Source organism: Ketogulonicigenium vulgare WSH-001 (assembly GCF_000223375.1).
GTDB lineage: Bacteria > Pseudomonadota > Alphaproteobacteria > Rhodobacterales > Rhodobacteraceae > Ketogulonicigenium > Ketogulonicigenium vulgare.
The window spans coordinates 1,359,781-1,379,949 of sequence record NC_017384.1; the positions used below are offsets into that span (position 1 = coordinate 1,359,781).

The window sequence follows — 20,169 nt, forward strand, 5'->3', positions numbered from 1 at the left end:
ATTTTATACCCCCGCGACGGGCAGGAAGCCGCCCAGTTGCAGGCCAAGTGCGTTGAACAAAACCCACGAGAGGCTGCCCAGAATTGCCCCGGTCAGCAGATCCCATAGCAGGATTTTTGACCCAAAAGCGCGCGAGACCAGCGTAAAGCTGATCATTGCCGTCAGCGGCAGGCCCAGCGCCTTGATCGTCAGAATCGGCACAGCAGCGGCCAGCAGCGCCAGGCCCAGCGCTTTATAATTCACGGGCGTATCGCCCTGCGCATTCTCGGTCGATTGCGCCTCGAACGTTGCGCCGCGCGCGATCTGAACGGCGAGGATACCGCCGAGGAAAACCAGAACGGTGCCGACGATGGTCGCGAAAGCCCCCGGCCCGATGCCGGCATAACGGCTTGCCCCCGGCAGATAGGTCGCGCCCCAGATGCAGACAGCGCCCAAGCCGATAACCCCTGCCGCAAGCCAGTAAGGGCGTGCTGCGTGATAGCGTAGCATAATGTCCCCTTTCGGGATGTCGCGTGGAGATGGGGCAGCGGCGGGCGATCACGCACCACCGCTGCAGAGCCGTGACGTTACTGGATCAGACCAGCGCCCTTCAGGATCTCGCCAATCCGCTCGTTCTCGGCACCGATGAATTCACCGAATGCGGGGCCCGACAGATAGAAGGAATCCCAGCCTTGGGTCTCCAGCACTTGCGCCCATTCCGGCGTCTCGGACAGTTGGTCGAACCGCGCGACCCATTCGGCGGCATTGTCAGCGGGCATGCCGGGCGCGCCCAGAATACCGCGCCAGTTGGCAATCTCGACCGCATAGCCCGCCTCGGCAAAGGTCGGAACATCCGGCAGGCTGGCGTGGCGTTCATTCGATGTGATGCCAAGGATGCGGATACGGCCCTGTTCTTGGAACGGAGCGAATTCGGAAATGCCCGAAATCCCCGCTTGCAGCGTGCCGTTCACAATCGCCGTCACGGTTTCCGCGCCCGAGGTCTGCGGGATATAGTTCAGATCAGCCACCGGCACCTCGGCCGCCTGCGCCAGCAGCGCCAACGCTATATGGTCCACACCGCCCGCCGATCCGCCGCCGACCGGCGTTGCACCCGTGTTTTCACGCATCGCCGCGACCAACTCGTCCAGCGTCTGGATCGGCGAATTCGCATCGACCGCGATCACCAGATATTCCGCCGTCAGCCGCGCGATGGGCGTATAGGTCGACAGATCAATGGGCGAGCTGTTCAGCATGATCGACCCTACGGTGATCGCGCCAAAGACTGCCAGCGCATCCGCCTTGCCCGCCTCGCTGTTTTGGAACGCAGCGAGGCCGATTGTGCCGCCTGCGCCGCCGGTATTGGTAAAATTCACGCCCTCGGTATAGATGCCAGCGGCATTCATGGCGTTAAAGGCCTGACGCCCCGTGCCATCCCAGCCGCCCCCCGGCCCCGCCGGGATCATCACCGAAACATCTGCACTTGCCGCAGAGGCAAGCATAACCGTTGTCGCGCCAAGCGCGATGACTTTCTTGATGAACATGGTTTTCCTCCCCAAAGCCACGCTACCCAGAGCCTCCCAACTCTGTCGGCAGAATGACATGATGTGAGTGAATTACATTCCCATATGTGCCGTCAATCGAAATTGTGTCGACAGAATTGCAATTTTTCGACGCAACACAGCATCCCGCGTCCTAACAGCAGGATTTGATTGAGGCTTTCGCAAAATCGGAGTGTTTTACAGGCGCAACGGATCTTCGGCCTTCATCGCAAAAGACAACGGGCCAAAGGACATAAGGTCGTCATAGCCTGCCAGAAGCGTCTCGCCCGTCTCGCGGATCTCGCGCTCTAGCGCGGATGCGACCATATCGGGGTCGCGCGCAGCCATGCCGTTAATGATTTGCAGATGCGCATCATGGGCACGCGTCGCATTCGCGGTCTCGAGTGTCATGAACAGCGTCGGGCCGCATTGCAGCCACAGGGATTCAATCAGCGGCATCAGGATCTCGCTTTGCGCGCCCGCATACAGCGTGAAGTGGAACTTGCGGTTGCGGCGCAGCACGGCATGTTTGGTCGCGGATTGTTTCATCGCGATGCCATCGACATGGCTGTGCAACTCGCGCAAGGTGGCGACCAGTTCAGGTGTCGCACGCGCGCAGGCCTGACGGGCGGCGCGACATTCCAGCATGGCACGGACGGCGAACAGCTCTTCGATCCGCTCGCGCGACAGCACCGGCACACAGACCGAACGGTTGGGCAGTTCCTGCAGCGCATTCGCCGCCACCAATTGCGACAGCGCATCGCGCACCGGCATCGGGCTGGTGCCGAACATCGCGGCGAATTTGCGGATGCTGATGACTTGCCCCGGGATCAGCGCGCCTTCGATCAACCCGTCACGCAACCGGTTCAGCACCACCGCCTGCATGGTCTGTGATTTCTTTGCGCCGGTGTCCTGATTGTCGTCGTTGCTCATGCATCCTCGCTATCACTGAACAGCGCTGCCCCGCTGCCGCCCCCATTGGTCTGGTCTTATAACAGCCCACCGCAGCAAGTCGGGGCCAAATTCTGTGCCGCCCCCTCATTTTTCGCACATTTATTAGCCGAAATCAGACTGAGGCGGGGCTGCAAGTGAAATTTAATATCGTGATCTCAATTTGAAATCACAAAATGACGCAAAGGGCAATCGCACAGCGGATTGACCCTTGGGCAGTGACCACGATTCGCAAGGCCTCGGATGTTCGATGAATGACATGACCAACCCTCCTGTTGATTTTCGCGGCGCGATGCGCGGGCTGGCCAGTGGCGTCTCGCTGGTCACGACGCGCGGGGTTGATGGCGCGCCCCATGGCATGGCCGCGACGGCGGTCAATTCCCTGTCGGCCGCGCCGCCGCAACTGCTGATCTGCGTCAATAAAAGCGCGTCGATGCATGGGCCGCTGCTGGCCTCTGGCCTTTTTGCCGTCAGTTTTCTGGCGCGGGAACAGGCCGATCTGGTGGGGCTGTTCTCTAGCCCGGATCAGCGGCATCTGCGCTTTGCTGGCGCGGGCTGGGGGCAGTTGGTGACAGGTGCGCCAGTGCAGATGGAGGCGATTGCCGCGCTGGATTGCAAGATCGCGCAGGTCATCGACGCGGCCACCCATAGCCTGATCATCGGTGCGGTGATCGCCACCCGCGCCGCCGCCCAAGGCGCGGAGCCACTTGTTTATTTCCAAGGCGGCGCAGGCGGGTTCACCCCCCTCGCCTAAACCCATCCGCAAGCTGTCCGGTCAGAATGACGGCAAAAACGGTCCAACAAGGGAACAAGCAGAATGAAGATGACGACTTTATTGCGTGGCGCGCTGTTGGCCACGACCTGCGCAGGCGCCGCCCATGCGCAAGAGCTGACCTCTGTCAGTTTTGGCACCGGCTGGCTGGCGCAGGCCGAGCAAGGCGGTTTTTATCAGGCGCTGGCCGATGGCACTTACGAATCCTTTGGTCTGGATGTTGATATCGTCATGGGCGGGCCGCAAACCCCGATGATGCAGCGCCTGGCCGCAGGGCAAATCCAGTTCATGCAAAGCTCGACCCTGTCGAACCTTGACGCGGTGGCGCGCGGCATTCCGGTCGTCTCGGTCGCGGCCTTTATGCAAAAGGACCCGCAGGCACTGCTGGCGCATCCGGACAAGGGATTTGACGATCTTGGCGATCTGGCCGGCCTGCCGACCCTGTATCTGGGGGGCAGCGGCTTTGACACTTTCTTCCAATGGATGAAGGGTAAATACGAAGGGTTCAGCGACGCGCAATACGCGCCCTATACCTATAACCCCGCCGTTTTCATCGCCGATCCGGATTCGGGCATGCAATCCTATGTCACGTCCGAGCCGTTCGACATCCAGAACCGCACCGGCTGGGCGCCCGCTGTCTTTCTGCTGGCCGATTACGGCTTTGGTGGCTACGCCGATGAGATCGTCGCCCTGCAACCGCTGATCGACAGCGATCCCGATCTGGTGCAGCGTTTCGTCGATGCCTCGATCATCGGCTGGTACAACTACATGTACGGCGATCCCAGCGCCGGTAACGCGCTGATCCAGCAAGATAACCCCGAGATGACAGACGAGCAGATCGCATTCTCGCGCCAGCAAATGCTGGCCCTTGATATGGTCATGTGGGACGCGGCGATCGCGGGCGGCCTTGGCTGTATGGACGGCGGCCGGATCGAGACGTTTTTCAACGAAATGGTCGCGGCGGGCGTGATGACGGCGGATGTCGATTACGCTTCGTCCTTCACCACCGATTTCGTCTGCAAGAACGTCGGTGCCGATCTGTTTCCCGACGCCGCTGCACAATAACGAGGGTTGATATGACTGATCCGATGGCCCCGCTGGTATCGCTGCGCAATGTGGAAAAGCGTTACGGGAATGGCACGCTCGCGCTGACGGGCATGTCGTTGGATATTCAGGCGGGCGAATTTGTCAGCCTGCTGGGGCCATCGGGTTGCGGCAAATCCACCGCGCTGCGGCTGGTCGCGGGGCTGGGGCAACCCAGCTCCGGCCAGATCGTCAAGCCCGTCAAGCAAAAGGGCGAGAGCCACCCCGTCAGCTTTGTCTTTCAGGAACCAACGCTGATGCCTTGGGCCAGTGTGACCGACAATGTCTGGCTGCCGCTGCGCCTTGAGGGCATGTCGAAAAAGCTGGCCCAGCCGCGTATCGACGAGGCGCTGGATATGGTGGGCCTGTCGAAATTCCGCACCGCCTATCCGCGCGAATTGTCGGGCGGGATGAAGATGCGCGTGTCCATCGCGCGCGCCCTGGTCACGCGGCCAAAGCTGCTGCTGATGGACGAGCCATTTGCCGCGCTGGACGAAATCACCCGTCAAAAGTTGAACGACGACATCCTGCGGCTGTGGGAAACCCATGGCTGGACCGTGATGTTCGTCACCCATTCCGTGTTCGAGGCGACCTATATGTCGTCGCGCGTCGTGGTCATGGCGCCTCGCCCCGGCCGCGTCATCGCAGACGCGCCGGTGCCGCTGCCCCATCCGCGCAGCCCCGATTTGCGCACAGATCCCGTCTTTACCGCCGTCGCCCGCGACCTCTCGCATGCTTTGCATGAGACGATGGACGCGCAGGCCATTGCCGCACATTGAGGCCAGCCATGACTGATAAAAGCGAAACCGCTCCGGTGGAAACCCCCAGCCTTGGCGCGGCGATCATGATGCTGCTGCGGATGCGCGGCGTGATGGAAGTGCTGGTGCCGCTGGCAACACTGATCGTCTTTTTGATCGCATGGGATACGACCGTGCGGGTGAATAATATCCCGCCCTATATCCTGCCGCGCCCGTGGGATGTGGTCACCACCTTTGTCACCGACTGGCCGATCCTGTGGGATGCGCTGCAAATCACGCTGCTGATCACCTTTTCCGCGCTGCTGCTGGCGATTGTCGGCGGCGCGCTGACGGCGCTGCTGTTCGCGCAATCGCGCTGGGCGGAAATCGCGCTTTATCCCTATGCCGTCGTGTTGCAGGTCACACCGATTGTCGCCATTGCGCCGCTGTTGATCGTCTATGCCCCCTCGACCGAGGCGGTGCTGCTGATCTGTGCCTTTCTGGTCGCCTTCTTTCCGATCCTGTCGAATACCGTGCAGGGGCTGAAAAGCGCGGATCATAACCTTGTCGATCTGTTTGAACTTTATGGCGCGTCAAAATCGCAGCAGCTACGCCTGCTGAAAATCCCAACCGCGCTGCCGTATTTTGTCGCCGGCCTGAATATCGCGGGCGGACTTGCGCTGATCGGATCGGTCGTTGCTGAGTTCACGGCCGGCGCCGCCGGATCGAAAGCGGGCCTCGCGTTTCGCATCCTCGAGGCCGGGCGCCGCCTGAACATCCCCCGCCTGTTTGCAGCCCTGCTGCTGATCACGCTGACCGGGGTTGCGATCTTCATTCTGACTTCATTCATCTCGAAACTGCTTCTGCGCCGCTGGCACGAAAGCGCGATGACGCGCGAGCGTTAAGAAAGGACTTCTGTGATGCGCCATGTTGAACTTGGGGTTTTCATGCCCGTGGGCAGCAACGGCTTTTTGATGTCAAAGGCCGCGCCGCAATATCAACCCAGCTTCGCCCTGCACCGAGAGATCGCGCAGACGGCCGAGGATCTTGGCCTCGACTATCTGTTTTCCATGGGAAAATGGATGGGCTTTGGCGGCGCGACCGATTTTTGGAAAGAAACGATCGAGCCGATCTCGATGGCGCCTGCGCTGGCCGCGGCAACCAGCCGGATCAAAATTTTCGCGACGATCAATCCGCTGCTGTATAAACCCGCTGTAGCGGCGAAAATTCTGGCGACGATTGACGGGATTTCGGGCGGCCGGTTCGGCATCAATATCGTGACCGGCAATACGCTGGAAGAAGTCGAGCAGTTGGGCGTCGTCCCCGAGGGCTATACCGACTATCGCTATCAATATGCCGATGAATGGATCTCGCTGATCAAGCTGCTGTGGTCGCAGGACCGCACCACGTTCGAGGGACGTTTCTTTCAGGTCGCCAATTGCGTCAGCGACCCCAAACCCGTGCAGCGCCCCGCGATCCAGATCGTCTCGGCGGGTCTGTCGGGCGAAGGTCTGGCCTTTGGCGTCAAACATTCCGACTATCAATTCGTGGGCGGCGAGCCGAATGTGATGCAGCGCCTGCGCGAGGCCAGCGCGGGGCGCGACACGCCGCTGAAAGCCGCGACGAACCTGATGCTGATTTTCGGCAAGACCGATGAGGAAGCGGCCGCAAAACTCGACACGCTGATCGCCGAGCGCGACCACGAGGCGCTGGATAACCTGATCGCCTCGTTCGAGCGGGACAATCGCGGCAGCTATAAGGTGCGCACCGATTACCTGCGTGACCCCCGTGTGATCGGGTTCGGCAACGGCACACCCGTCACCGGCACGCCGAAAACCGTGGCGGCAAAGCTGGCCAGCATGATCACGACATCGGGCCTTGATGCGATCCAGTTCACCTTTATCGACTTTGTAGAGGATCTGAAAATCTTTGGCACGGAGAGCGTGCCCGAGCTGCGCCGTCTGCTGCTGGATCAGGGCGTGCGCCTGTCGGATACGCTGGCGAAATGATCCTCGAGATCACCAGCTATACCCCGCACGATGGCATGGCAGAGGCCGTCCTTGCCCATCGCAAACGCGGCTGCGATGTCCGCGCGGCGATGGGTCTGCCGCGCGGGGATGTCTATCTGCTGGTGGATGGCACCGGGCCTGTGGTGCGCTGGCTGTGCCAGTACCCCGATCGCGCGGCATTCGATGCCGATATGGCGGCCCGCGCCCTCAGCCCCGATTTCGCGGTGCAGCGCGAGGAGATGGGAAAGCTGATCGCGGGTTTTAGCCGCGAGGTTTTCACCAAAGAATAAGGCCCCCGCAGGGGCCTTTTCTATTTGCGCATCAGGCGCGGAAACCACAGTGACAGCGCGATGATCAATGGCAATGGCCACAGAAACACCCACATGATGCCGACGTGATCCAGCACAAAAGCCTGCACAAGGCTTCCCGCCGATTGTGCGAGGAAAAACGTCGTCGCAAAGGTGGAAAAGCCGGTGCCGCGCGCCTCGGGCAAAAGCTGCGAGCCGAAGGTCTGCAGATTGTTATGCATCGCGGTGCTGCCAAGGCCAGCCAGGAACAGGCCCACCAGCGTCAGCGGCAGATACGGCGACAGCCCCACCAACCCATAGCCCAGCGCGGCGCATAGGCCCGAGGCCATGAAATGCGCGCGCATCCCCCAACCGGCGGGCCAGTATTTCAGCACCGGCAGGTTCATCACACCGCCAAAGGCGACCAGCGCCATCGACAGCCCGACAAGGCTGAGCGGCATGTTAAAACGCAGCGTCAGCATGATCGCGCAGAATGCGGTCATCGCCATGATCAGCGCGCCCTCTACAAACACTGCGCCCAGCACGGCGCGCGAGAATGGCGTTTTCGCGATCCGCCCAAGGGCGGTGCCAAGGGGCAATGGGCTGGGTTTCGCCGCACCGCCGCTGCGCTTTTGGCCCCAGAACCCAACCACCGCAGGCAAATACAGCAGCGCGATAAAAATCGGGATACCGCGCCAGCCGGTGACATCCGCCACGATGCCGCCAAAGGCCTGCCCCAGCACCATGCCGGTGGTGATCGCCGTCATATTCATCGCCAGCACCATCTGGCGCCGCTCGAACGGGACATTGTCGCCGATATAGGAAATCGACAGCGGGATAATGGCAGAGCTTGCCGCCCCCGCCAGAATCCGCAGGCCCAGCAGCGCGGGGTAATTGGGGGCAAAGGCGGTGACGATCAGCAGCGCGACCGACAGGCAGGTCAGAACCTTGACCAGAAACAACCGGTTCATCCGGTCGCCCAGCATCCCGAACGGCAATTGGCACAGGCCATAGGCCAGCGCATAACCCGCGCCCAAATAGGCCGCCTGCCCCAGACTGACGCCCATTTCACCAGAAATCTGCGGCAGCACGCTGTCGAGCGATCGGATATTAGCGCTGCCCGCAAGGCCAGCCGCCATAACAATATAGATATTGCGCGAGACGTCATCCCGCGCAGAGGTCGTGTCAGTCAAAGCCGTCTCTCAATGCGTATCAAAGACCTGCTGGAAGGGTTTCAGCGCGGCCATCACCGCTGCAACCTCGGCCGGGGTGGGCGCTTTGGGGTTGGCAGCTTTGGGCAACATACCGAATTTCAAGATACACGCCATAAGAAGAATGCGCGCCTTGACCGCCGTCAGGTTCGATCCCGCGATGAACGGCCCACCCGCCAGCGCAAAGCCTTCGGTATTACCGCGCCCGACATTCACCACCGGAAAGCCGCTAAATGCCGCGCGGCGCAGAATCGCGTTACGGGCGCTGGATGCAGGCTTGCCATAGGGGTTCAGCCCCTCGGACACCAGACCGCACAGAGGCGCAAAGCCGGGCAGTTTCTCGATCAGGGCAATGACATCGACCTCTTGATCGGGGTCACTATCGAACCCTTCCTCGGAATAGCTGCTGTCCTTGGTGATCGCGACCTTTGGAATCGCATCCGGCAGCAGCCAACCCTCCGCATCCTTGATCTGCACGGGGCCGGCATGGCCTGGCACATGCGTTGGCAATTGCGACAGGCGCAGATCAGACTTCCACGTGTGTTTCATCGCAGGGATATAGCGCAGTACGGAACCTGCAACGCCGCCCGCCCCGCCAAGGATGCCGCCGTGACCACCCGCCGCATCATAGCCGCCGGGGCGGGCATCGACCTTGACCACCTCGCGCGCCGCATAGACGCGCTGATCCTGCGCCATGACAGCGCCCAGCATATTGCGGCCCTGCTCGTCCGCCCAGACGCCCGAAGTCAGCCATTCGACACTATCCGCGACATTCTTTGGCCCGTCATTGCTGATCTGGCCCGTATAGCGCTGCGAGGCATTGGCGCAGATCGGCTTCACGGTGTCGATCAACAGCGAGAACCAATAGCTGGTCTCCTCGATCCGGGGCGAGCCTTGGGTCCAGATCATCGCATCGACATCCGCGCTATCCATGATCCGTTGCACATCATTCGTGGCGGTGGCAAGCGAACTGCGCGGCGGCGAGAAATTCAGATGCGCGGGGCGGTAGGGAAAGAAATCCTTGCCAGAAACCTCGCCCTGTTTGGTGTAACCAGCCGAGGGCAGCACGCGGAAATAGCTGATTTCGGCATGGTTCGAGACATTGTTGCCAATGCCGGTGGAATCGACGCCCAGCCGGTCGATCTCCTCGATCAGGCGCTGGCCATCGGGAAAGAACGGCTGGCGGGATTTCTCGCGCGGGGCGAAGGGCGAGGTGCCATCGCTGTCCCAGGCCGAGCCATCCGCCTGCAGACCCATATAGGGCAACGGGTAAAGCCCGTCGGCGGGATCAAGCGTCACGCGGTAGACAGGTTTGGTATGGGCCCCATCGGCCACGGGCGCGAAATGACCAGCCTCGTCCAGATAGCCGTCGGGCGGCGCGTACAGATCGGCGGCGTCCTCCTCCATAGGATGGGCGGAATAGGCGGCGATAAAGACCTCGACCGGTGCGGCAAGACGCTGCGCGCGTAAGGGGTCAAAGCGCGAGGGCGCGCCCGCGTCATCCGTCAGCAGCGGCAGGCCCGCCTTGGCGCGCGCCTTGTTCGATGTGACCAGCGGGGGCGCATTGGTGATCGTAGCATTCGGGCCTGCCACATGGGCGATACGCATCTTTTGCATGGCGTGATCCTATTCGTCGTCGCTGAGGTTTTCGCGCAGGGTTTTGCCGCGATACGCGGTCCGATACCGCCCCCGACGCTGCAATTCGGGCACAAGAAAGTCGATGACATTCAGCAGATCGCGCGGCACGCCTGTGGGATGCGCGATCATGAAACCGCCACGCTCGCCGGTCGCGACGAATGTCTCTTCCAGATAATCTGCGATCTGTGTCGCATCGCCCACCACCGCGTGATCGGCCCCCGTCGCATGATCCGCCATCGCGTCGAAGAACTCAGCGCGCGAGATCTGCTGATCAGGGTCGAACATCTGCGCCATGTTCAGGAAACCCACGGGCGAGGCGTTGGATTTCACGATCTCGGCGTTGATTTCATTGACGGTGAACTGGGCGGGCAGTTTCGACATGTCGAAACCGGAATGGTGCGAGAGGTAAACGGGCAGCGCCTCGGGCGGCAGGGCGTTCGCGAGCAGCTTGTGGCGGTGCTTGGCCTCGGCCTCGGTCTCGCCCACGATCAGGACCACATCCCAGATGATGCCGATGCCCGCCGGATCGCGGCCTTGCAGCACCAGCGCATCGTCGATCCGCTTGCGATGGGCGACCTGCTTTTCCAACCCTGGGGAGCTGGCAAAGATCATGTCGGTGAACTTTGCCGCCGCCTCGACCCCGCGCGGCGAGACACCCGCCTGCACGATCACCGGCCGCCCCTGCGGCGAGGGCGGCGAGGCGAGCGGCCCCGCGACCGAGAAAAATTCGCCCTTGTGATTGATCGCATGGACTTTATGCGGATCGGCCACCTGCCCCGTGGTGCGGTCCCAGATCATCGCATCCGGCTCGACCGAGGCCCACAGCTTGAAGCAGACATCCATGAATTCTTCCATCCGCTCATAGCGGCGGGCATGTTCCATCAGCTCGTCAAAGCCGTAATTGGCGGCATCGGCGCGGCGGGACGAGGCGATGACATTGAACGCAAGCCGTCCGCCCGTGACGTGATCGAGCGAATTCAGCAGGCGCGCCGTATAGAACGGATGCATGAAGGTCGAGGAATAGGTCAGGCCAAAGCCGATATGCTGCGTCAGTTGCGACATCGCCGCGATATAGGGCGACATGTCCAGACGCGGCCAGCCAAGGCCCCATTTCACCGCCCCGTCCCGTTTGCCCTGATAGGTCGATGGAATGCCGTTCCCGTCGCCAAAGAACAGGAAATCCAACAGGCCGCGTTCGGCGATCTGCGCAATTTCGCGGTAGATGCGCATATCGGGAAAGGTTGCATGTGACCACGATCCCGGCATCCGCCAGCGCCCTTCTAGGTGCGTCCAAGACAGGTCATATCCAAGGTGTATTTTTCGCATCTGGGCTCCGTCGCGGGCGGCCGCGCAATATGGCATCACATAGTGTGATATCACTTTGCCAAATCAGATACGGTCAAGCATGAAAAAGGCGCGCGGGGTGAAACCCTGCGCGCCCAAAGCGATCCGCCTGAATTTTACGCTATTAGCCCATCAGCAGGCGCAGCGCGAGGAAACCAAGCGCCGACAGCAGCGCCGTCGCGGGCACTGTGATGATCCAAGCCGCCACAATCGTCAGGAAGTGCGAGCGACGCACAAGGCGGCGACGGCGGCGTTCCTCATTAGCGATGGCAGGCGCGGCTTCGGTTTCCAATCCGCGGCTCATGCGGCGCGCTTCGCCCCATTCGCGGTAGAATCCGACGCCGAAAATGCCGCCAATCGCGATATGGGTCGAGCTGACCGGCAGCCCCAGCCACGAAGCCGCAATCACCGTCACCGCGGCCGACAGCGCCACGCAATAGGCCCGCATCGCGTTCAGTTTGGTGATCTGATCGCCCACCATGCTGATCAGTTTCGGCCCAAACAGCAGCAGCCCCAGCGAGATGCCCAGCGCGCCGATGACCATGACCCACAGCGGGATCGATCCGACATCCGCGCCATTCAGCCCCAGCGTCTGCACAATCGCCGCCAGCGGCCCAATCGCATTCGAGACGTCATTGGCCCCATGCGCAAAGCTCATCAGCGCGGCTGACACGACCAGTGGCAGTTGGAACAGCACTTTCAGCGATTTGTTACGGTTCTCGAGGCCGATGGATTTGCGCGCAATATAGGGCCGCGACGCCAGATAGCTGATAACGCCCAGCGCCGCGCCGATCAACAGCGCACCGGCCATCGAGACATGCACGATCTGCTTGAGCCCCTTGACCGCCAGATAGGCGCCAAAGGCCCAAGCCATGATGCCGATCAGCACCGGCACCCAGACCCGCGCCGCAGCGATCTTATCGGCCCGGTCGATCACCAGCCGATGCACCAGCGCAAGGCTGGCCGCCGCCATTACTCCGCCGAGGACGGGCGATACGACCCAGCTTGCGGCGATGCGACCGATGCCGCCCCAATCCACCGCACCAAAACCCGCCGCTGCGATCCCGGCCCCAACAACGCCGCCAACAATCGCATGGGTGGTAGAAACCGGCGCGCCCAGAAACGTCGCCAGATTGATCCAGACCGCCGAGGACAGCAGGGCCGAGATCATGGCAATGACGAAAATATCGCTATTGGCAAAGCTGCTGGGCGCAACGATGCCATTGGCGATAGTGCCGACAACATCCGCGCCTGCGATCAGCGCGCCCGCCGTCTCGCACACGGCGGCGATGACCAGCGCGCCGGTCATCGACAGGGCATTCGCGCCCACCGCTGGCCCCATATTATTGGCCACATCATTCGCGCCGATATTCAGCGCCAGATAGGCCGCAAAGACCGAGGCGACGATAATCATCACGCCGCCCGGCGCACCCCCGACGATAATCGCCGCCCATAGCGCCGCCAATGCCACGAAAACAATGGCAAGGCCAAACCCAACCATCGGGCGCGCGATGTAAAAGGTGGCGTCCTCGACGCGCGAGATACGGTTCAGATCGCGGTCGAGGGCCGCCCATTCATGGGTCGGGCCCTCGGCTTGGTTCAGACTGGAACGGTCGGTCAAGTGATACTCTTTAATTCAATCTATTGGTCAGCGATCAGCCAAGGCCGACCAACGAGGGGCTGGCGCGCAGCAGCGCCTTTAGCTCTGGCTCATCCACCATCTGCGCCGCAACGGCGGGCGCGACCCAGCGCCGCTCGCGGCGACCAACCTCGGGGTATTGATCCAGCAAGGTGCGCACTTCGATGGCGAAAACGTCAACTTCGGTTCGCACAGGGACATTGCCGCGCATCCGTTTGATATAGTGATATTGGCCGATCCGCTTGGCAGGGGTCGCAGTCGGGGCAATGCCCGCTTCTTCCCATGCCTCCTCCAACGCCACGGCCGCGCTGTCGCGTCCGTTCTTTGGCCAGCCCTTGGGCACGATCCAGCGGTGCGATGTCAGCGAGGTGACCAGCAGCACTTCGAACCCGTCCCCTGCCTTGCGCCAGCACAGGGCGGCGACCTGATAGCGCGCCGGGCGGCGCAACATGGGGGCGATGAATTCGCTCCAGATCATTTTGAACATGGCATCCCCTTTCGAACCCCTTGCGTTGCGGGCCACATGGGCCGGTGGTTGTCCAAGCCAGTTTTTGGCAGCAATGCCAAGGGCAAGGCGCGATTTTTCTGCACACGTTTGCAAGGATGGCAAGAATTATACGATTTTCGGCGTCAAAATGCCGCTAGCTGCCCGTTTCAGAACTATCGGCGCGAAATTGATCCGGGCGGATGCCGTGGCGGTTCAGCTTGTCGTAGAAGGTCTTGCGCGCAAGGCCCAGCCGCGTCATCGCAAGGGTCGCATTCCCAGCGGTCGCCTGCAACACGGCACGTAAGATACCGGCCTCATATTGCGCGACAAGCGCAGGCAGGTTCATATCGGCGGCGGCATCCATCAGACCTGCGGGCAAGGCGGGCAGTCCAAGCGCCTGCGCGGCTGCGAACTGCTCTAGCTCGCGCGCGTTGCCGGGCCAGTTATGGGCCGACAATCGCGCCTGCACCGCCGGGGTCAGGGCCGGAACAGAGACCCCAAGACGCCCACAGGCCGCAATTAGGAAATGGCGAAACAGCGCGGGGATATCATCGCGCCGCTCGGCCAAAGGTGGCATGCTGAGGCTAACACCCGAGAGGCGATAGTAAAGATCGGCGCGAAAGCGTCCCTCGGCCATCGCAGCGGCCAGATCGGCGCGGGTGATCGCCAGAATTTGCAGATCAAGCGGCCGTGCCACCGTCGCGCCCAGCGCATAAAAGCTGCGGGCCTCGATCACATGGGCGATGCGCGCCTGTAGGCTAAGGGGCAGCAGATCGACATTATGCAGCAGCAAGATGCCGCGATGCGCCTGTTCGAACCGGCCAATGGTGCGGGCATGGCGCGGCGTTCCGGCATGCCCCGCCTCGGCACCCAAAAACTCTAGATCAAACCGCGCCTCGTCCAGACTATCGCAGGCGACATGGACAAAGGCTCGCCCCCGCCGCGGCCCCGCCGCATGGATCGCGCGCGCCATCGCCTTTTTGCCCGCGCCGCTGGGGCCGGTGATCAAGACATCGGCGCTGGCCTCGCCCAGACGCTGCGCCGCCTCGCGCAATTGGGTGATGGCGGCGCTGGTGCCCAGCAGGACCCCCGGCTCGGCCACGGCGCGCGGCAGATGGCGCAGATAGCGGTTCTCGAGCACGAGGCCGCGCGCCAGCAGCGCCCGCCGCAACGCCGCCACCAAAGCATCGGTCCCGACAGGCTTGGTCAGGAAATCCCATGCGCCAGCACGGATCGCGGCGACCGCCATTGCGACATCGCCATGTCCCGTCAGCAAGATCACCGGCAGTTCAGGGTCCATCGCATGCAAGCGGCGGTGCAATTCCAGACCATCGGTGCCGGGCATCCGTACATCCGACAGCACCACACCCGGATAGCTGTCATCAAGGCCCGCCAGCGCAGCCTCGGCCCCGTCAAAGGCCTCGACGGTAAAGCCTGCGATGCGCAGCGCTTGCGACAGCGCGGTGCGCAGGGCCGGGTCGTCATCGACAAGGCGGATCAGCGAAAGGTCGGTCATGCGCGGCGAAGCCTGAGACGGAAGCAGGCCCCTTGGCCGGCAATCGCGGGGTCGAGGGTCAGCGCCCCGCCCAGGTCACGCGCAATATCGCGCGCAATGACCAACCCCAGCCCCAGCCCGTCCGTCTTGGTCGAGGCAAAGGGCGTGAACAATTGCGCGGCCACATCGGGCGTGACGCCCGGACCATTATCGGCAATGGTGACCGTGACTTCGGTGCCGCCCGCTGTGATCCCAATTTCGATCTGTGGATTGGCATGTCCGACCATCGCATCCTGCGCGTTCTGGATCAGGTTGATCAGGATCTGTTCCAAACGCACCGCCTCGGCCCTGACGGCCAGACCGCTGTCACCGGCGATGATGATGCGCGGCCCCTCGCCCCGCCTGCGCGAGGCCGTCAGCTGGATCGATGCGTCAATCGCATCGCGCAGCACGACCGGCCCCTGCAATCCCGTCGCCTTGCGTGCAAAGCCCCGCAGATGCGTCATAATCTGGCTGATGCGATCGACGGTATGGACAACGCTGTCCATATTCTGGCGTGCCTCGCCGGGGGCGGCATCGATCAGCGCCGCACCGCTTTCGGCCAGCAGACGAATGGTTGCCAGCGGCTGGTTCACCTCATGCGCGAGGCCCGCCGTCACTTGTCCAAGGGTTGCAAGCTTATTGGCCTGCACAAGATCCGCCTGCATCCGTGCAAGACGCGCCTCAGCGGCACGACGCTCGGCCATCTCATTCGTGAGGGCGCGGGTGCGGATATCAACTTCGCGTTGCAAATCAGCGCTGTAACGGGCGGCCGTTGCCTGCGCCTCGTGCCGCTGATCGCGCAGACGGCGCGCGCGCAGATAGACTGCCAAGGCGACAAGCTGCACCAAAAGGGCCGCCGCTGCAGCGATCAGGCCCGCGATCACCGCATCACCCGCGGGCGTCGTCAGGCGCAGCGTCCAGCCCGGCGTGTCCGCGACAGGTTGGATCACCGTAACGCCCGACCCGTCCGGGCCACTGGGCAAAAAGCGCTGCGAAGTATCGCCCGCAATCAGCACAATGCCCGCCGCATCACGGACCTCGGTCTGATCTTCGGTACGCGCCCAAGCAGCCTCGATTGCGCCAAATTCCATTTTGACGACGACCACGCCAATGACCGCGCCGCCCTGCTGGACATCATGCGATAGATAGAGGCCGGGGCGATTGCTGACCGTGCCCAGTGCGAATTCCAGCGCAGTGCCACCCGTCATCGCCTGACTGTAATAGGTGCGAAAATCATAGCGCTCGCCCACAAAGCTATCGGGCTGATCCCAGTTCGAGGCCGCAATCGCCGTGCCGCTGCGATCCAGCAAATAGATCACGGTGCTGCGCGTCTCGGCCCGCAAGCGGTCCAGCTTTTGCGAGACACCATCGGTCAGGGCCGGCAGCGGAGCCTCTAGCGCGCCAACCACCATCGCATCGTCAGAGAGCACAGCCGCCACGGCGCGCTGTGTCGCCAGAACGCTCTCGAGGGCCTGCACCCGCGACAGCGCAGTCGCCTCGGCCCGGTTGTCCAGCCGCGCTATCGCGCTGCGATATTCCAGCGCATAGGCGATCGCGCATAGCGCCACCCCAAACACCACCAGCGCCGCGCCGACGGCCAGGGCGCGCGGTGAGAAATGAGAAAGCCGTTGCGCTGCCATGATCCGCCCTGCGTGTATCGGTTTCCACACTACATGAAATGACATGTGTGTAAAACCACACATTTTAACATAGCCGCAGCAGATAGATTACCTATTAATCAGCGACTTAGCCAAATGTGGCGAAAATTTGTTCCCCCCGCCCACCGGATTATTCTGCCCCGCACAGTTAGCCGGGCACATGTTGGAGGAGAACAGATGCTAAGCGATACCGCTTCCACGGCGGGGCATGGCCCTCGTCCGTTTTACCGCCACCTTTATTTCCAAGTCATCGTCGCCATCGTTCTGGGCGCGCTGATCGGGCATCTCTGGCCCACCTTCGGCGCCTCGCTCAAGCCCTTGGGCGACGGGTTCATTAAACTTGTAAAGATGATCATCGCGCCGGTGATCTTTATTACCATCGTTACCGGCCTTGCCGGTATGCGCGACCTGCGCGGCGTCGGTTCGGTTGCAGGCAAAGCCTTTGGCTATTTCCTTGTCTTCTCGACCCTTGCGCTGATCGTCGGGCTGATCGTTGCCAATGTGGTGCGCCCCGGCGCAGGCATGAACATCGATCCCGCGACGCTGGATGGCAGCAGCGTGGCGAATTACGCCAGTCAGGCGCATGACAGCACGTTGACCGGATTTTTGCTGGACATCATTCCCAATACGATGGTCGGTGCATTCACACAGGGCAACATCATCCAGGTGCTGTTCGTCGCCATCTTGTTCGGCGTCGGCATCATTCTGGTGGGCGAGCGCGCGAAACCCGTCGTCACCTTGCTAGAGGCCGCAGGTCAGGTCGTCTTCCGTATTGTCGATATTCTGATGAAGGCCGCGCCCGTGGGTGCCTTTGGTGCCTTTGCCTTTACCATCGGCGCCTATGGCATCGGCACGGTCGTCAATCTTGCCGCGCTGGTTGGCACGTTCTACCTGACCGCCGCCGTCTTTGTGATCGTCATTCTGGGCACGGTTTGCGCCGTGAACGGCTTTTCGATCTTCCGCCTGATCTCGTATCTGAAGGCCGAGATCCTGCTGGTGCTGGGCACGTCATCGTCCGAATCCGCCCTGCCCTCGCTGATGGAAAAGATGGAAAAGGCGGGCTGCGCGCGCCCTGTTGTCGGCCTTGTCGTGCCGACCGGCTATTCGTTCAACCTTGACGGCACCAACATCTACATGACGCTGGCGGCGCTGTTCATCGCGCAGGCGACGAATATCGACCTGTCGCTGGGCGATCAGATCATGCTGCTGCTGGTGGCGATGCTGTCGTCAAAGGGTGCGGCGGGCGTTACCGGCGCGGGCTTTATCACGCTGGCCGCAACGCTGTCGATCGTGCCCTCGGTTCCGATTGCGGGCATGGCGATCATCCTGGGCGTTGACCGTTTCATGTCGGAATGCCGCTCGATCACCAACTTTATCGGCAATGCGGTCGCGACCGTTGTTGTTAGCCGTTGGGAGGGTCAGCTGGATACCCAGCGTCTGCATGCGGTTCTGGGCGGTCACGAATTTGGCGCGAAAGCCACCCCGGTGACCGAGATCAACGCCCCCGCCGGTCTGAACCTTGGCGAAAAGAACGCCGACTGATCTGGCGTTTGGACAAGAAAAAACCCCGGGCAGAGTGTTCTGCCCGGGGTTTTCTTTTGCTTAGTGGTGGCCGTGACCAGCGCTGCCGCCGGGGGTGCCTTTCACAAAGAACGCCCCGATGATCGCCAGCACCGACAGCGCCGCCGCCAGTTGCAGTGCGCTATGGACACCGCCCATGATCGCATCATGCGCGCTTGCGCCGCCCGCCGCCAGTGCACTGCCGCGCAACGTCATGACCGAGATCAGAACCGCGATCCCTGCCGCGCCGGCAACCTGTTGCAGCGCACTGACCAGCGCCGCACCATGGCTGTAAAGACGCTGCGGCAATGCGCCAAGGCCCGACGAGAACAGCGGCGTGAACAGCATTGCGAGGCCCACGCTGAGGACCAGATGCGCGCCCAGCAAGATCACGATCGAGCTGCCCGCCAGCGTCATCACGAACAGTGCTGCCGTCGTCAGGATCGAACCGGGCACCACCAGAATACGCGGGCCTTGCTTGTCATAGATCCGGCCAACGATGGGGGCCATGATCGCCATCAGCAGGCCGCCCGGCAGCAACATCAGACCCGATTGCAGCGTGGTCATGCCCATGACGCTTTGCATCAGGATCGGCAGCAGAATGACCGCACCGAACAGACCCAGCATGGTCAACGCCAGCACAACAACCGCGACCGCATAGGCCGGATGCGCCAAGGTGCGCAGATCCAGCAGCGCGCGCTCTTCGCGTTGCAGTTGGAACTGGCGGGCGACGAACAGCACCAGCGCGATGGCACCGATGCTGGGCGACAGCCACAGCGGCAGCGCGGGCTCGACGCCGTGGGCGGCACCCTCGCCAATCGACGACAGACCGTAAACCAGACCGCCAAAACCGATCGCGGACAGGATGACCGACAGGATATCCAGCGGCGCCTTGCGGGTCTCGCCGATGTTGCGCATCAGCGCATAGCCCAGCGCCAGCGCGCCAAGGCCAATCGGCAGCACCAGCCAGAACATCCAGCGCCAGTTCAGCAATTCAAGGATAATGCCCGAAATCGTCGGGCCAAGCGCCGGCGCGACCGAGATCACGATCGAGATATTGCCCATGACGCGGCCACGGTTTTCTGGCGGCACAACGGTCATCACCGTCGTCATCATCAGCGGCATCATGATCGCCGTGCCGACCGCCTGCACTACACGACCGACCAATAGGATCGGAAAGTTCGGCGCGGTCGCACAAACCAGCGTGCCGATGCAGAAACAGGTCATCGCGGCGATGAACACGGCGCGGGTCGTCAGGCGCTGCATGATAAAGCCGGTCGTCGGGATGACGATGGCCATGGTCAGCAGGAAGGCCGAGGTCAACCACTGCGCAGCGCTGGCGGAAATATTCAGATCAGCCATCAGGCTGGGCAGCGCGACGCTCATGATCGTTTCATTGAGGAAGACGACGAATGTCGCAACCAGCAGCAGAATGATCACGATATTATTGCGTGCCTTATCTTCGGGCGACAAAGGCGCGGCCGCGAAGGCATTGGGGACGTGTGCCGGATCTTGCGATCCAGCCAGAGAATCTGGGGCTGACATGGGAGCACTCGAATTTTGGAGGTCTGACCGCAATGCGGAACGGGGGTATAGACCAGCAGGCCACGAATAAGTCAATATGGTTTCAAGACGTTGCGTCATTAGCGCGCATTGCGAAACAGACGCGATGAAAGTGATCACATCGTGTTTCGCACCGTCTGATTTATGCATTTTTACATATAGTTATGCACCGATCA

The 20,169-nt window shown here is 62.0% G+C and carries 18 protein-coding genes; 7 read left to right on the forward strand and 11 right to left on the reverse strand.

Going from position 1 to position 20,169, the window contains the following annotated elements:
• Nucleotides 1–3: 3 nt before the first annotated feature.
• From KVU_RS06690 to KVU_RS06700, 3 genes are all read right to left on the reverse strand, one after another.
• Complete coding sequence (locus KVU_RS06690) at nt 4–489, reverse strand: tripartite tricarboxylate transporter TctB family protein (RefSeq protein WP_014537806.1); 486 nt, start codon at nt 487–489, stop codon at nt 4–6.
• A gap of 77 nt (nt 490–566) precedes the next feature.
• Entirely contained in the window at nt 567–1,520 is a 954-nt protein-coding gene (locus KVU_RS06695) for a Bug family tripartite tricarboxylate transporter substrate binding protein (RefSeq protein WP_013384590.1), read from the reverse strand.
• A 195-nt stretch (nt 1,521–1,715) separates the two neighbouring features.
• Nucleotides 1,716–2,450 carry a GntR family transcriptional regulator gene (locus KVU_RS06700; RefSeq protein WP_013384591.1) on the reverse strand — a complete coding sequence of 245 codons (735 nt, stop codon included), beginning with the start codon at nt 2,448–2,450 and terminating at the stop codon, nt 1,716–1,718.
• Nucleotides 2,451–2,718: 268 nt separating this feature from the next.
• On the opposite strand from KVU_RS06700, the gene KVU_RS06705 reads away from it, so the two are divergent.
• From KVU_RS06705 to KVU_RS06730, 6 genes are all read left to right on the forward strand, one after another.
• A complete protein-coding gene (locus tag KVU_RS06705) occupies nt 2,719–3,222 on the forward strand; it encodes a flavin reductase family protein (protein ID WP_013384592.1) in 504 nt (167 codons plus the stop codon).
• A 69-nt stretch (nt 3,223–3,291) separates the two neighbouring features.
• A complete protein-coding gene (locus KVU_RS06710; protein WP_236953055.1) occupies nt 3,292–4,305 on the forward strand; it encodes an ABC transporter substrate-binding protein in 1,014 nt (337 codons plus the stop codon).
• 11 nt (nt 4,306–4,316) lie between these two features.
• Nucleotides 4,317–5,102 (forward strand): ABC transporter ATP-binding protein, encoded by a 786-nt coding sequence (locus KVU_RS06715; protein ID WP_013384594.1) that lies wholly within the window; start codon nt 4,317–4,319, stop codon nt 5,100–5,102.
• Between the two features lie 8 nt (nt 5,103–5,110).
• Nucleotides 5,111–5,965 carry an ABC transporter permease gene (locus tag KVU_RS06720; protein ID WP_013384595.1) on the forward strand — a complete coding sequence of 285 codons (855 nt, stop codon included), beginning with the start codon at nt 5,111–5,113 and terminating at the stop codon, nt 5,963–5,965.
• Between the two features lie 15 nt (nt 5,966–5,980).
• Nucleotides 5,981–7,069 carry an LLM class flavin-dependent oxidoreductase gene (locus KVU_RS06725; protein WP_013384596.1) on the forward strand — a complete coding sequence of 363 codons (1,089 nt, stop codon included), beginning with the start codon at nt 5,981–5,983 and terminating at the stop codon, nt 7,067–7,069.
• Nucleotides 7,066–7,359, forward strand: a complete 294-nt coding sequence (locus tag KVU_RS06730) for a hypothetical protein (protein ID WP_013384597.1) — start codon at nt 7,066–7,068, stop codon at nt 7,357–7,359. The genes KVU_RS06725 and KVU_RS06730 overlap by 4 nt, the downstream gene beginning before the upstream one ends.
• Nucleotides 7,360–7,379: 20 nt before the next feature.
• Here the strand turns inward: KVU_RS06730 and KVU_RS06735 are convergent, their stop codons facing one another.
• The 7 genes from KVU_RS06735 to KVU_RS06765 all read right to left on the reverse strand — a co-directional run bounded on the left by KVU_RS06735 (nt 7,380) and on the right by KVU_RS06765 (nt 16,852).
• Nucleotides 7,380–8,549, reverse strand: coding sequence for an MFS transporter (locus tag KVU_RS06735; protein ID WP_014537807.1), 1,170 nt, complete (start codon nt 8,547–8,549; stop codon nt 7,380–7,382).
• A gap of 9 nt (nt 8,550–8,558) precedes the next feature.
• Entirely contained in the window at nt 8,559–10,184 is a 1,626-nt protein-coding gene (locus tag KVU_RS06740; RefSeq protein WP_014537808.1) for an asparaginase domain-containing protein, read from the reverse strand.
• Between the two features lie 9 nt (nt 10,185–10,193).
• Nucleotides 10,194–11,471 carry an NtaA/DmoA family FMN-dependent monooxygenase gene (locus KVU_RS06745; protein WP_200908998.1) on the reverse strand — a complete coding sequence of 426 codons (1,278 nt, stop codon included), beginning with the start codon at nt 11,469–11,471 and terminating at the stop codon, nt 10,194–10,196.
• 202 nt (nt 11,472–11,673) lie between these two features.
• Nucleotides 11,674–13,170 carry an inorganic phosphate transporter gene (locus tag KVU_RS06750; protein ID WP_013384602.1) on the reverse strand — a complete coding sequence of 499 codons (1,497 nt, stop codon included), beginning with the start codon at nt 13,168–13,170 and terminating at the stop codon, nt 11,674–11,676.
• A gap of 34 nt (nt 13,171–13,204) precedes the next feature.
• Nucleotides 13,205–13,675, reverse strand: coding sequence for an NUDIX hydrolase (locus KVU_RS06755; protein ID WP_013384603.1), 471 nt, complete (start codon nt 13,673–13,675; stop codon nt 13,205–13,207).
• Nucleotides 13,676–13,829: 154 nt separating this feature from the next.
• The gene (locus KVU_RS06760) at nt 13,830–15,191 is read right to left on the reverse strand and encodes a sigma-54-dependent transcriptional regulator (RefSeq protein ID WP_014537810.1); all 1,362 of its coding nucleotides are present in this window, start codon (nt 15,189–15,191) and stop codon (nt 13,830–13,832) included.
• Entirely contained in the window at nt 15,188–16,852 is a 1,665-nt protein-coding gene (locus KVU_RS06765; RefSeq protein WP_013384605.1) for a sensor histidine kinase, read from the reverse strand. Before KVU_RS06765 ends, KVU_RS06760 begins: the two co-directional genes overlap by 4 nt.
• Before the next feature lie 195 nt (nt 16,853–17,047).
• Between KVU_RS06765 and KVU_RS06770 the strand changes: the two genes are divergently transcribed.
• Nucleotides 17,048–18,412 (forward strand): dicarboxylate/amino acid:cation symporter, encoded by a 1,365-nt coding sequence (locus KVU_RS06770; RefSeq protein ID WP_013384606.1) that lies wholly within the window; start codon nt 17,048–17,050, stop codon nt 18,410–18,412.
• Between the two features lie 60 nt (nt 18,413–18,472).
• Here the strand turns inward: KVU_RS06770 and KVU_RS06775 are convergent, their stop codons facing one another.
• Nucleotides 18,473–19,975, reverse strand: a complete 1,503-nt coding sequence (locus tag KVU_RS06775) for a DHA2 family efflux MFS transporter permease subunit (RefSeq protein ID WP_060486261.1) — start codon at nt 19,973–19,975, stop codon at nt 18,473–18,475.
• Between the last annotated feature and the right edge of the window lie 194 nt (nt 19,976–20,169).